General features: G+C 41.0%; 9 protein-coding genes. 2 read left to right on the plus strand and 7 right to left on the minus strand.

The window, feature by feature from the left end:
- Positions 1-275: 275 nt before the first annotated feature.
- From DQQ10_RS06565 to DQQ10_RS06585, 5 genes are all read right to left on the minus strand, one after another.
- The gene (locus tag DQQ10_RS06565) at positions 276-755 is read right to left on the minus strand and encodes a hypothetical protein (protein ID WP_133259562.1); all 480 of its coding nucleotides are present in this window, start codon (positions 753-755) and stop codon (positions 276-278) included.
- A gap of 267 nt (positions 756-1022) precedes the next feature.
- Positions 1023-1391, minus strand: a complete 369-nt coding sequence (locus tag DQQ10_RS06570; protein WP_165823817.1) for an SMI1/KNR4 family protein — start codon at positions 1389-1391, stop codon at positions 1023-1025.
- Between the two features lie 165 nt (positions 1392-1556).
- A complete protein-coding gene (locus DQQ10_RS06575; protein WP_112746027.1) occupies positions 1557-2048 on the minus strand; it encodes a hypothetical protein in 492 nt (163 codons plus the stop codon).
- Positions 2045-2494 carry a c-type cytochrome gene (locus DQQ10_RS28375; RefSeq protein WP_112746028.1) on the minus strand — a complete coding sequence of 150 codons (450 nt, stop codon included), beginning with the start codon at positions 2492-2494 and terminating at the stop codon, positions 2045-2047. Before DQQ10_RS28375 ends, DQQ10_RS06575 begins: the two co-directional genes overlap by 4 nt.
- 33 nt (positions 2495-2527) lie before the next feature.
- Entirely contained in the window at positions 2528-2989 is a 462-nt protein-coding gene (locus DQQ10_RS06585; protein WP_112746029.1) for a hypothetical protein, read from the minus strand.
- A gap of 600 nt (positions 2990-3589) precedes the next feature.
- On the opposite strand from DQQ10_RS06585, the gene DQQ10_RS06590 reads away from it, so the two are divergent.
- The gene (locus DQQ10_RS06590; protein ID WP_165823818.1) at positions 3590-4000 is read left to right on the plus strand and encodes a TIGR03067 domain-containing protein; all 411 of its coding nucleotides are present in this window, start codon (positions 3590-3592) and stop codon (positions 3998-4000) included.
- 520 nt (positions 4001-4520) lie between these two features.
- Here the strand turns inward: DQQ10_RS06590 and DQQ10_RS06595 are convergent.
- Together DQQ10_RS06595 and DQQ10_RS06600 are read right to left on the minus strand one after the other, a co-directional pair.
- Positions 4521-8315 (minus strand): hypothetical protein, encoded by a 3795-nt coding sequence (locus tag DQQ10_RS06595; protein ID WP_112746031.1) that lies wholly within the window; start codon positions 8313-8315, stop codon positions 4521-4523.
- A gap of 1037 nt (positions 8316-9352) precedes the next feature.
- Positions 9353-12250 carry an Ig-like domain-containing protein gene (locus DQQ10_RS06600; RefSeq protein ID WP_112746032.1) on the minus strand — a complete coding sequence of 966 codons (2898 nt, stop codon included), beginning with the start codon at positions 12248-12250 and terminating at the stop codon, positions 9353-9355.
- 283 nt (positions 12251-12533) lie between these two features.
- Between DQQ10_RS06600 and DQQ10_RS06605 the strand changes: the two genes are divergently transcribed.
- Positions 12534-13844, plus strand: a complete 1311-nt coding sequence (locus DQQ10_RS06605) for an amidohydrolase family protein (protein WP_112746033.1) — start codon at positions 12534-12536, stop codon at positions 13842-13844.
- Positions 13845-13988 lie beyond the last annotated feature (144 nt).

Below are 13988 nucleotides of genomic sequence, written 5' to 3' on the forward strand. Positions count from 1 at the left end.
ACACTACGGCTTGTCATTGGAGCTTCTAATTCAATGATTGTTATATTTTACCCATGATATTACACACGAATTCCTATCTAGTTTAATGATAATCCCGATCAATCTTCACATCGAAAAAAAGTGATCAATATTCCCTTGTTCGAGTCAGTACTCCGTGTCAAAATGATTCCCTTCACTATCAAATATAGACAACATCACATATTCTCTTCGGCTCTTTGTATAATGTTCCGATATCGGAACACTGTAGAGGTTGACACTAAAAATTGCAGCTGCGCTCATTCAATCACCAAAACTCCTTCGTCTTCATATTTATCCAGGTCATCAACCCTATACTTGTCGTCACAGCTTGATCTAATCATGTAAAACCTGACAACGCAGCCCCCATAGGTATTAATTTCTTCGTTTTCATAAATTGTTTCGGAGTAAGAAACAATTATTCGAAACTGATTACGAAATAACGAATCGAGTTTTGCGTAAATCCTTTTAGCAAATTCAAGTCCGACTTTTAAATATTCAAATTCGTCTATTACGTCTAAACTATTATTGTCTATATGAATGTGATTTTCAAAATCCTCGTACGCTGTTTTTCCAAAATCGGAATCAAGTATTCCAATACCAAAATAGTCAACGTTTTTAAACAGAATGCAGTCCCTCTCGGCCCTGAAACCTAAAGTCACAAGATTCTCCAATTCAGCCGGCAACATCACGATCTCCTTGACAAACTCGTAGCTCTTTTGGCCAAGAATCCGCTCCATTATTTTATTCGTTCGAATCTTCATGTGAATAATTGCCTAGGCTTTATTGTGAAACGTAGTAGCAGCCAAAATAAGAAATTAGCATGAACCACACGAAACCAACATTTCATTACGTATTTGCCGACAATATCGAAACCATTTTTGCAGTTATCACATTTGAAGTCAAAGAAATTGTGCAACTGTTCTTTTTTTAATCAGCTAAACCAAATTGATTTTTGGCCTGCATGTAAATTATCACGTCCATACGTTGATGTCCATTCCAAGCGCTTAGTCAAACCATTTTCTTCCATCGTTCATTCTTTTTAAGAAATCTGTGAAAGAGTCTCCAATTACTATTTCTTTCTCTCTCATGGATCCAAACGGAATCAAAATAATTTGAAAGCGATGATCCTCACAGTGCTGCAATGCAATCATCTCCCCACCGCCATTGCTTCCGATCGCCAAAGTATTCGCAAGGTAGTGTTGAACTTCATATCCCTCGTTCAAGGATAGGAGTTCCGCTTCGTCCCAAAGAACAAAATAATTCTCCTTTAAAAACGACTCATGGCCGGCGTAGTTTGACAAGAAAAATACATAGTCAGCAGGAAGAGCAAAACCCATTTTCGCCTCAATAGATTCTTTTGAAGAAAATTGCATGTTTCTTCTCGGCCATTTTATCGCGTCCAAAATTAATTCAATATCAGTCATCGTTGTTAGGATAGATCAAGGTAAAGATTGGGATTGCTTTCCGAGACTGAGATATCAACTGGAAACATGTTTGCTTATTGATGGAAGCTTTTGTTAGCAGCTGCCCTGTATCTGTCACTTTGTTTTCAATACTTGTCGTCCAAATACTGGACTACTATATTCAATTCTATCATCGTATTCCTTACGCTCTGTTGGAGGATCAATTGGCACCGAGTCAATTCTCTCTCCATTAAGTCTAGTTGACTCCGCCAATAAGTCGTCCTCAACCAAAATGAAACAGCCTTTTCTTTCAATAAATGGTTTCCAATGAGAACACTCGTGTCGCTTTAACATCTTGGCCTGTACGTCAATGGCACCCCATTGATTTTCGCACCTAAAAAACATTGTCGCAGATTCTGCTATGTAAAGAAAGTCTGACTCATCAATTCCTTCATCTTCTTTCCAGTCAAATCTTATTCTAATTTTAAAGGTGTCGACTTGAATTGTTACGAGAGAATAATTATTAACCTTGTGCAAATAGTCAATTTTTTCCACGCACAGTAAGTCAAACGTAGTCGGTTCGCATCCTTCGTCAAAGTTCTCGATATCAATCTTGATTCCGTTCATTGCTTTTCTGCCGAGGGGCATCGTGACTTAATATACTGTATCATGTCATAAATTTCCTCCTCAGTCAATTCGCTAAAAGTGTGTTCATAGTCAGACCCATAGTGTATGTCTAAATATCGGGCATACTCGTCACCACTTTTCTTCAGCTTCTTACTGTCTCTTACGAATTTTGCAAAATAAGAATCACTTGGCTGAGGTAATCGGTCAAAAATTTCCAAAAACATGCTCTCATCTCTCCGATTCATTTTGTGACAAGATTGGCAGTTTTCTTGAAATACTGTTTGCCCGATCCTCACTTGTTCTATGTGAATAGCTTGTTCACTAACTTTTTTTCCTGTTCGTTCACATGAAGTTAAAACAAGAGCCAACAATAAAATCAAGAATGCCCTTGGCTCCTTATTCAACATTTGGTAATTCCAAAGATTAAATATTGACCGTACCGCCATGAGTTATAACTTTATTGTGGTAAGATGCCATCTTTATAAATAATCAAAGTACCTAATCCACCAACTTGGCTTGGTACCACCCAATATCTCATTGAATTTATCAAATGAGCCGTCATAGTCCTCATCTAAGTCGTCTGAATAAATAAATACAAAATTCATCTCGGCGAGTACGCTTTTGATTGTTCCTTTGACATCTTCTGAATATTCCTCATCAAAAGTTAGTGTTACTAGTCCTCCGAAATTACTGATTCGAATACTATATTCCACGTTACTTCTCGGCCTTGTCACGAGCTGAAAAGGAATTTTAACATCACAAAAGAAACTAGCATCCTGAACTTGATCGTCAATAGCAAATTTGAGTCGAAAGACATTTTCAAGTCTGTCGACCAGATTAATTACGCGTGATTTGAGTTGGTCGTAGTTAAAATTGGAAGGCCTCTCGTACCTATCCGCCTCGTCAAACTTTAATAATATGTCCCTGATTTGCTTGTCCATATTCAACGTTAGCTACAGTCGAGTCACCCGAGGAAGTTTCACGCGTCGTTCTCACAAGCATAAAGGTATCCCCTTCATATGCTTACGCCGAAGCCGCTTCAGCATAGGCGCTAACGGATGTTCCTGTTTAATCTCAAAGGTAGATAATCCTGAACGGATCCACCAAGCTCACGGACGTACCAATTTCCGGTGTGCAAATAAGTTAAGGCGCACGACACACTTTTACTGCAGCGATGAGTCACACGTGGTGTGACTCAAGCGAATTAAGCAACCACCATTGACAGAGCGTTCATTTTTTTTAATACATTATTGTAGAAGAACGAGCTTTGGTGAGTATGTTGCGCGAAAAGGCAAATGGTCCGAGCAGGGATAGAATTCTTCGCGATCCAAAGTTTAAGCGTACACGCGAAAATATGAGTGAGTTATGGCATGTCGCTGGCCTCCGGATTATTCTCGCTAACTTTGCGCCCCTGGCCTTTGATTTCTTTGCTGCACTTGCTAGAATTGATAAGTTTGAAATGTATTTTTTGCTACGAGTTTTATAAAATAAAGTGTGTCGGCGCAAATTTGCTGTCTTTAATATGTTTAAAAAATGAGCTTATGAAAACATCCTGCATTCTATTAGTTCTTATTTGCGTTTTGTCATGCGGTGCACCAAAATCTACTGACCAAGCAAACTTACAGGGATCTTGGTTGGCGCAATCTGAAAGCCAAAACGGCAAGACATGGAATGTATCTTACCTATATGTCTTCAACGGAGATAAACTTTTTTTCACAGACGAGACCGGCAAGGAGGTGACGTATTCTTACAAGTTGGACACTACTGGCAGCCTCAAGTTCATTATTATCCAGCCAGATGAGACGCTTAACATTTCGGCACCTGTCAGCATTGCTTATAAGTTGGACGGAGATTCGTTGAAGATTGTGATCGCACCACCTGGTTTGCGCCCTACAGAAATATCAGACAAAAACGATCAAGAGTTGATTATCTGCAAGCGAAAGGGTTCATGAAAATATCTAATCAAATTGTGATATTTTAATTTTATTGTTAGTTGGGGCGCACTCCTGTTGTAGCAACAAGTCATGTGTGTGGAGACGAAAACTTACTACAGTAGTTGGATCACACCTCAAGCACTACCAGATTCGTCACCCCATATCGCCAAGGTGAATTACGCGTCGACCCTTTACAGAGCGTTCATTTTTTCGAATACAGCATTTGTAGAAAAATGAATTTTAATATGCATCCTGAGAATAGAAACACTAAATCCGTCTCAACGTTAGCAAAAGGGATTATTCATGGAAGCTATTGTTGCCAGTAGTGGGGCCCTAATCCATACTTCATTCGTAGCCTTGTCTTTTGTCCCCCATCCATATTACTCCAATCTTCATTTGTCAGTAGTGCGGTGGGGCATTTTTTATTGACATTTTTCTCCGCTGACACTAGACTGAGCACACTTATTGGCTGGCTTTGGTTTGTGTGTTGGCCCGTGCGGCAAGCCAATGGGCGTGCGGTTTTAGATACTGAAATTTATTAGTATTCCAATTTATCTCGTTCGGCACTTTCGTCCATTCGTTTTGCATCTGCTAAATAACCTTGTTGCATTCGTTTAAATATATCTGCAACATTTGGGTATTTATTCTTAAAATCAATTGCTAATTTCTCAAAGTAAGCCGCTTTTTCTCTTTCAATATCTCCTCCGTCAAAAGCACCTCTTGTCGATAAACCTCGCTTATTAAACATAGCGGAAGAATAACCACTCTTCAAATTGTCAGTATTTATTTCCTCAATAACCTGAAATATTTTTTCTTGTGGCCACTCTTGAACATTTTCTGGATATTCTGCCAATACTTTTCCGATTTCCGAATCAGCAACTTCTAATCTGCTTACCGCTTTTGCCAATGTTCTTGCTTTTATAATCCATTCTTTTAATTCCACTTCGTTAATGGAATTATCCTCTTTCATTCCAGGGATTTTTTTCCAAGAGTGAAGTAGATGATACGCTTGTTTTGCCCTGCTTTGTTTTGCTGTGTCAGAAATTTCCTCTTGTTCTTTTTCTAACAAAGTTTTATCCTTTGGAATGTATATCCATTTTAAGACTTCGACAAAAAATTCAGGATTACTCGCCAATTCGTCTTCTAGTGTCTTTGGATTTCTTCTTGTCCCGTATGAATCTAAAAGAGGAAGATATATCCACTCCAAATGAATAAGTGTTGATTTTTCAATATCTGTTCTCTTGTCAAGTTCCTCAAAAATTCGTTCAATCCCATAACCTCTGTATCGTGGCGTCTCACTTGCTTCTTCTGTTCCTGCTTTTCTAAGCATTTCCGAAAGTAAATTACTTGGAATTGCATTTGCAAAATGAGACGCGATGTCTATCGCAGAAAAAAACCTTTTATACTTCAAAAGCATTTCTATTCCGATTACTTTCTCTTTATCGGTAATATGATAGAAATGGGGGTTGATGTTTTGCCAATATTCATTTTGTATTTCTGTATTTAATGAAGAAACAAAATCCCATAATTCTTGATTTTGATTTAATGGAATTAGAACATTAGAAAGTGCTATGTTACTAAACTTTCTTTTTTGAAGTTCATTGAATAATGACTTTATCCAATCAAGGTTTTCAATGAGTGATTTACGATAAATGAAATTGTGAGAAAACCCAATGAGATTCTTTTCATCATTTAAACATTCACAAATGGTATAAATTTCGTCCTTATCCGTAACCACATCTGCTAAAGAACCCCCTAAAATCCAAAATTCTTTTACTTGTGTTCTAAGTTCAATAGTTTTATGTAATCCTAATTCTTTAAGAAAAATCGATACAGCATTCTTTCTTGCTTCGTCAATTCGCTTTTGTTGTTGCTCGTGTCGTTTCTCAAATTCATTATCTACATATTTAAATCCTTCGGGAAACTCTGGCCAATGGTCATTAAAAAGCCAGATGTATTTGTTTACAATATCTGTTGGTTGAAGGTTATTGTATAAGGTTTCCAACTTTACTAATTCACCTTCAGGCAAAGCCCAATTTGCCTCTGGATGCGACCGATGATGATTTAAAATTTTTCTGATTGATTCCCATGTTGTAAATTTTTTCTGTTGAACTTTAGCGTAAATCGTATTAGCCCAATCCAATACTATTTTCCTGTCGTTTGGTCTAAGATTGGTTGTTTCTTTAATGAGTTGGGAAAACTTTTCCTCATCGTTATCAAACAGATTTATCAGCAGTTCTATGACTGCTGAATGGGTGTTCCATATTTCTTGATAAGAATATGTGAGGTTAGTGTTCTTATCAAACATCCGCCAACGCATTTTATGTGTCGGGTGTGCAATGCCATGATGGTCGGGTAACATTCTAATCAAAAGATTCCAACCCGACTCTTTTTCTTTTTCTGTAACGTACTTCAGAATCTCAATCCTTTCATCGAAAGATGCTAGGGTTTGATAATGCCAAGGCTTGAAGATTTCCGAAATACTATTTATTGGTCTATTGGCTAAACTTCCACCTGGGTCAAGTCGTGAAAGTTTTAGTAAAATCAAACTAACATCTCTTAAATGCTCGGGCAACCAAGCCAAGTTTTCAAGTGCCCACAATAAACCTGTATGACGGCTTGTTTTGTGCATAAAACCATCTTCTTCTTTGAACATATCCATTATCTCAGGCTGTTCTTTTGCTAAAGAATTTTGTACAGTTTTTAAAAAACTTTCGGGCGATGCTTCTGAAATAAGTGGCAATTCATGGTCAACGGAAATCCACATTTCACCGCTTGCGTTGTTGAGTAAATCAAGAATGATATTGTCGACCCAATTTTGCGGATTATTGAGGTTAGGGATTTTTATTCCACTCAATTTTCCAACTAAAATTAGAGATTGTGTTAGTCCTTCTCTTGACCAATTCGAAAATTTCTTCTTTTTACTGAAGTAAGCTGTGAAACTGTCTTTATCTTCCGGTTCAATTATTGGATTACCATTTTTAAATGCCAATAGAAAACACTCTTGAATGTTTTGAAAATCTTTTGAGGTAAGTTGAGAAGAAAGGTTTGTCCACAAGTCTAAAGGCGAAGTTAGTCTCCAAGTTTCACCAATTTGAATGATTGGCGATTCTTCAAAAGTTTTCCATTTGTTTAGTGTAATTAAATAGTCGGAATATTTTTGTCCGGAGAGTTTTTCAATCAGCTCAATATCACCAACAAAAGTTTCATTCCATCTACCTAACAAAAGTGCTGGAATTATTTCGCGGATATTTTCTTTAGCGAACCACTTTGCTTTATACTGGGGGAAACCAAGTAACTTCTTTAGAATTGTGATGTTTCGCGCAGATTCTCTAGAATACTTTTCAGCATCATCTCTTGATACACCGCTTTCTATTAGCGATTTGACTAATCCGTCTCTATCAAGTGTTGGTAACGTGATAGTTTCTTGATTAAAATTGTCATCAGCGCCTAATGGAACTAAGACGTGATGCCCTTTTGCAACAGCCGCATAAAGCGGTTGAGCTTCATCAAATCTTGGAATTAGATTTAAAGCTGTATTTGTGTTAATTCGTATTCCACGAAAATTTCCTTCCGTATCCACGATTAGTGCTTTTGAAAAAAATCTATCCGATTCTTCAGGTTGAAAAGTTTTAGCTGATGCAATAATGAAAGCTATTGCTTCATTTTTTGTAGAGGCTTTTATTCCTTTGATGGTGGGGTCGCCTTGTAATGTCGATAACAATAGACCTTTTTCAAATTCTCTCCCCGCAATTATACTTTCAGGAGCAAGAACCAACCCTTTTGCACCGATTGACCACTCTTCCCAAAATTCGTCAGCGGTCATTATTCCGTCAAATGGATATGTTCCAACTCCTTCTTGGGCGGCAAGCCAACGGGAAACAGAAAGTGCATTATCAAGCCATTGTTCTAAATCTACGGAGTCATATACTTTAACATCTTTCCAATGCTTTTCTGCCTTCTTTTCTACAATCCACTCATCTTTCTTTGTCCAAAGTCTTGGTGTGACAAATATGAAAACTGAATCGCTTGGCGTAAATCCTATTGGATTGTTTTTTCTTTTGTCATAATCATCATCTGCCTTTCCTTTACAATCAGACGAAGTGCCAAATTCCCACAAAGAGGTTCCTTGAGGCACGTAAGCTGTTTCGGTTTCACAATTAACAATACCGTCCCAACCTCCAATATATGTAGCACTGCCAGATGGAAGATTTGCTTTTGTACTTGCAGGTGTTGTTGCTCTTACCAATCTTGAAATGAGATAAGGCAGAGCGGCCTTTGAAAAGGTGGTGTTCGCCCAACTTTCAAGATTATTTCTTGTTACAAGTTTCAATTTGTTAAACGGCTAAGTGAAATTTATAATATGCTAATATAACTTTTATCTAAGTTATGATGGTCCTTTTGTGTAGGGGGGATTTGGCTCTTGCCATGGCTTTGGTGTCGCGGTGGGTTGTGCGGCTATGGCATGTGCCAAATGCGCGGGGACGTTCGGAGCACAATCTTTTTAAAAATGCGAAGGGTCCGCTGTATTATTTTTTAGTCCGTCCTATGTTTAAATTTTCCAAAGTCCAAGTTGTCTGCGAAAGCGTTCACTTGTCCCCGTGGGAAATCTGTGTTAGAAAATTGTCGTCCGTTTTTTTGGAACACAAATTTGTCCGGGCTCTATTACTGCCAACGTCCCGAATATATACAATTGCATGCAATTTCCTTATAGCACCATTGGCGTCTGTAAGTTTCAAAAATTCGCCTAAAAATCACGATTCCCCTTCAAAAATCATTGATACTGTTTTATGATACTTCCTCGCCGCGTCACTACCGGTGATGCGACGCTATTACTTTCCGCGCCGTCTTCAACTTAAGCGTCGCGAAGCGCGCCAGTCTTCGAGTTACCGATTTTAGATGTCGCTTCACCCCTGGCCCCTAAAGGGGGAAACTATTTCAATTAATGTTCATGTGTGATGGCTCTTTAGGGATAAAGGGTGCGCTGAGGTTAACATTTTGAACACTGTGAAACGCACTCAACACCAACACGTCAACACGTTACCCTGTTAGAAAGCTGCGAGTTATGAGCTACGAGAAAATGCGTTAGACGTCAGGAAAGCTGCAAGCTCCTTGGCTTACACGCCTCAGGGTGAACATTTTTTTTACCGCAAAGTCGCGAAAGCGCGGAGGTGCGCGGAGGTTAACATTTAAACACCGTGAAACGCATTCAACACCCAACACACCAACACATCAACACATCAACACGTCAGTTGCTCAGCGGTTTCAGGTTCAAGGCCAAAGCATTCAAGGTAAAAGGTTAATGCAATATTGATAAACACCTGCATTCCTTGAACACTTGAACACTTGAACACTCGAACACTTGAATCCCTATTCTATCATCACCTTTCTACTCCGCTGTCTTTCTCCTGTATTGATTTTCATGATGTAAAGTCCGGGCGGTGAAGATGGAACAACAATCGATAGCTCGCGTGTTTTTATTTCTTCAAAGTTCCAGGTTGAGATGGCAATTCCAGAAGCGTTATGCATCTTAATTTCTGCACGATCAATGGCCTGATCAAAATGCAAAGTTAGCGCATTGCTATTTCGCAGTGGATTCGGTGCGACGCTCAAGCCATCGCTTTCAGCTGCAGAATGTTCTTGTGTGGCCACTCTCGCCGTACAGCTACCGAGGAGAATCCAGGCATCTTGCCAATATGTTCCGACACCGGGCGCATAAGCCCATGCGGCACCATTACACCAACCGGTAAAGGGATGTGGTTTACATTCATAACGACTGCCACCATTCTTCACCACACTGCCTGCAACGTAACCACCGTTCTCTACATATGCCGCTACAGTCGAGCAATTATCACCTGAGGCTGTGACGATAACCGTAACAATATTGCTAGTAGCCGTACCGTTGGCATTGTCTGTTGTCTTTGCCGTTAGTTGATACGTTCCTGCGGCAATACCGCTCCAACTAAAACTGAATGGGCTCGATGTATCTGTATTCAACAGTGTACCGCCCTGAAAAAATTCAACTTTGCTAATGGTACCATCGCTATCAGAAGCCGAAGCGCTAATGGCAACCGTAGCGGGTGCTGTGTAAGAAGCATTATTAGCAGGCGCAGTTATCGTTACACTTGGATTCACGTTATCGGGTGCATTCACAATGGCCGTTACAATCGAAGAAGTCGTTGTCGCACCGGCGTTATCGGCGGCACGCGCTGTAAGCTGATAAGTACCTGCGTTGACGTTGGCCCAACTGAAACTAAATGGCGATGATGTGTCTTCTCCGAGTTTCGTCGCACCGTTGAAGAACTCAACCTTCGTGATTGTACCATCACTATCCGTTGCTGTCGCGTTGATAGTGATTGTTGCCGGCGCAGTATAGGTTGCATTGTTAGCGGGTGAGGTAACGCTTACCACGGGCGATACATTCGAAGTTCCTGTTGTTACTGTTACATTGCTAAAGACACCTGATGAAAGCGTCCCATTCGCATGTGACGTTACCACCATACCGACGTAAACTGTTGACGCCATGTTTACCGTGGTTGTGCCGATCGTCGTCCACGCAGTGCCATCGGTAGAGCGTGAAGCTGTAAATGTATTTCCGGTGCGTTTTAATCGAAGCCAAATCGGTGCTGCGCCAATAGATGCGATGTGCTCACTCTCGCCGCCTGCATTTGCTCGCCGTTGTAATCCGGTGCCGTTCACCGGCGTTACGACTGCTGTTGCATGGGCGGAGTTTGCATCCAACGATTGACGAATCATGATACCCGCCTTCGCCCATTCATTTGTATTGGTTAAACTATTTACGCGCGTTGTAATTTCAACATCGCCCGTCACCGTGCGATAAACATAGCGGAATGCATCCGCGGTGCCCCATATGTCGGCACCTGCCCCACTTAATGTAAAAGTTCCTGACGCATGACTCGCGCCTCCTGCGGGTGAAACACTTCCGATGTCTGAAGTAATCCATGGTGATGGTAACGTAGACGGTGGATTAACGGTAATATTGATTATGGATGACACACCTTCTGCAGCTTGATTATCGATTGCCTTTGCCGTAAGGGCGTAGCTTCCGGCACTAACGTTGGTCCAATTAAAACTATACGGTGATGATGTATCTTCACCGATCTTGTTACCATTCTGATAGAATTCAACTTTCGACACCACACCATTTGGATCTGAAGCGCTTGCCGTAATGGTTATCGAAGCCGGTGCTGTAAACACGGCGCCATTGGCCGGTGCGGATAGACTAGCCGTTGGCGGAAGATTACCTTCTCCTGGAAAGTCATCTGCAGGTGATAGCATACGTTCGCGAATCCATACACCGGCGGGTTTTAATTGTGCTGTCGTCCATGTACTTCCGCCACAAGTTCCAGTATTCCAAACGGCACCAGAACGAAAATCGTCAGAGAAATTCCAGTTTGTCCACCCGATCTTCTTCGTGCGCATCAGGTCCATGTACCGTTGCGCCATGGTGAAATTATTCGTGCCATCACCAGATGCTGTCTGTGTTCCAAACTCGGTAACAAAAATCGGAAGTCTATCAGAAGCCCAATCTAACTCTTGCAGGTAACGATCACCATGTGATGCTGCATAAAAGTGAAACGTGTACATGATGTTTGTAAAATTCAGGGGAAGATTTACAATATCTTGTGCTGTTCTGCCATCCGAAATCCCGAGTGATCCCCAACCATGCGTTCCGATAAAAATTGGTGCATCACCATCGATGGCGCGTATCACGGGAATGATCTGCTCAGCGTAATTCTTAATTGCCGACCATACTACACCATTGGGTTCATTGCAGATATCATAGATGATGTTGACTTTATTCTTGTGAGCGTTGGTAATGTCAGTAAAGAAACGTCTGGCGTTCTCCAAGTTCGCATTCGGATCTCCAGGTGTTAGTTGATGCCAATCAACCAATGCATACATACCACGTTCTGTAGCTTCGTTGATCAGGGTAGTAACTTTCGCGGTGTATCCGGCGGGATCGGTTTCATAGCCACCTTCTTGTACATAGAGTGATATTCTCAGAATATCGGCGCCCCAGTTATAAGCCAGTGCGTCAAGCGAAGCATCGGTAAGACACTGATAGTACCATTGAATACCGTGTGTACTCATGCCGCGTAGCTGAATTGGGTTGCTGTATTGATTACAAAGTTTATTGCCGATCACACGAAGCTGTCCGTTTCGTTGCACCGGTGTCTGTGCAATTGTTGCACTACCAATTAGCATGCAAACACATACAATCAAAACATTAAAGATGATTTTCATAGGGTACTTGTTTTTAGTTGGATGATTTGGTGTGGGAATGACTGAATATCACGATAACCATCATCACTTGCAGGATGTACTTATTGAATGGCCACCCCTAATTATTGAATGGCAGCCGTGTAGCCTAACCGTTAACAATGTATCCGAGAAATCAGGTATAAGAAAACGCTACGGACGTGACCATCACAACGGGTTCACCGTTTTCAACTATAACAACTCATTAACATTCCGGCGCTTCTTTCGATCTGTGTAATGATCTAGTTTTAAGAAAATAATAACCCCAATGAATATCCGAAACAATTCTCAGTACAAGCATGGACTAACACTGTACTTTGTAATCTTACTTTTTGCTTCCCTATCCGTTTCTGCACAACAGGTAAAGACAGCCATCGAACATGTTAACGTCATTCCGCTGACAGAAAATGTAATCGTGCCAGACCAAACGGTACTGATCGAAAATGGAACGATCAAGGCTATTGGTAAAAACATTGTGATACCGAAAGGATATCATAAAATTGATGGCACAAACAAATACTTGACACCTGGTTATGCTGATATGCATGCCCATCTTCCAGGCCACCAATCGCAACCCTACTCAGAAGAGCGCTATTTTTTACTGAACTTACTCAACGGTGTCACTACACTACGCGGCATGCGCGGACATCCGTCACAATTAGAAATGCGCAAAAATGCCTTGCTGTCTAAAAAGCAAGCGCCAACGATCTATGTAAGCAGTCCGCCCATCACCAAACAAGACAAATCACTAAGCGTCGACAACGGCGAAGCTACATTTCGGGACTATATGAATCAGGGATATGATTTCATTAAAATACTATCAATCGATACAGTGCTGTATGATCAACTGATGCCGATGTTCACAAAAAATAAATGGGCTGTTGTGGGGCATGCGCCTGATGGAAAATTATCGCGTGCCATTCGTAGTGGACAAAAAGGGATCGAACATATTGAACCGTTCGTAAACAGTTACGAACAGGATTCAGCACTAACGTTCAAGTTATTTTCGGAGATGCATCAGCGCGGCGTATCGCATTGCCCGGATGTATTTTGGTATTCCGTTTTTGGCTATCAGCGCACATTAGAGGAACTTCAAGCGACATCGGGAATGGAATATGTAAGACCAATCATGAAGCAAGCCTGGGTTGAGAAGTGGCAACAGAGATTAAACACCACGACCAATCTAGAAGCGCAACGCACTACAACTGCAGCACGCATTGCAACTTACCTCAACCTAATCAGCAAGATCAACAAAGCAGGTGTGCTATTACTGATTAGTCCAGGTGACGGCGAGTTTATTATTCCGGGTTTTGGATTCCATGAGGAAATGAAAATTTTCGCACAAGCTGGAATAAAACCCTACGACATCTTGCGTGCCGCGACAGTAAATGCCGCAACCAGCTTAGGGCAATCGAGCCAATGGGGTACGGTTGAAGTTGGTAAGCATGCAGACCTTGTTCTGCTCAGTCAAAATCCGCTCACAAATATCGAGAACGCAAACAAGATCGAAGGCGTGATGGTAAAAGGGACATGGATCACACGCGTCGACATTGAAAAGTCATTGCAAACAGCGCCTTAACAGGCAATAAAAAGCGTTACCATCTGAGTAGAAATGCTCAGGTGGCAACGCGCTGCGCGATGAATTGTTCACGTACTGTCAGCGTATGCCAGTGAAGCACTGGACTAACCATGCGATTTGAAAACGCAAAGGCAGTAACATCTC

This window comes from Pseudochryseolinea flava, assembly GCF_003286915.1.
GTDB lineage: Bacteria > Bacteroidota > Bacteroidia > Cytophagales > Cyclobacteriaceae > Ohtaekwangia > Ohtaekwangia flava.

What these genes read in the sequence shown, in the direction of transcription:
- DQQ10_RS06600 (WP_112746032.1), bottom strand. Translation starts at nt 12,250, where the DNA reads ATGAAAATCATCTTTAATGTTTTGATTGTATGTGTTTGCATGCTAATT.
- DQQ10_RS06590 (WP_165823818.1), top strand. Translation starts at nt 3,590, where the DNA reads ATGAAAACATCCTGCATTCTATTAGTTCTTATTTGCGTTTTGTCATGC.
- DQQ10_RS06565 (WP_133259562.1), bottom strand. Translation starts at nt 755, where the DNA reads ATGGAGCGGATTCTTGGCCAAAAGAGCTACGAGTTTGTCAAGGAGATC.
- DQQ10_RS06585 (WP_112746029.1), bottom strand. Translation starts at nt 2,989, where the DNA reads ATGGACAAGCAAATCAGGGACATATTATTAAAGTTTGACGAGGCGGAT.
- DQQ10_RS28375 (WP_112746028.1), bottom strand. Translation starts at nt 2,494, where the DNA reads ATGGCGGTACGGTCAATATTTAATCTTTGGAATTACCAAATGTTGAAT.
- DQQ10_RS06570 (WP_165823817.1), bottom strand. Translation starts at nt 1,391, where the DNA reads ATGCAATTTTCTTCAAAAGAATCTATTGAGGCGAAAATGGGTTTTGCT.
- DQQ10_RS06575 (WP_112746027.1), bottom strand. Translation starts at nt 2,048, where the DNA reads ATGAACGGAATCAAGATTGATATCGAGAACTTTGACGAAGGATGCGAA.
- DQQ10_RS06605 (WP_112746033.1), top strand. Translation starts at nt 12,534, where the DNA reads ATGAATATCCGAAACAATTCTCAGTACAAGCATGGACTAACACTGTAC.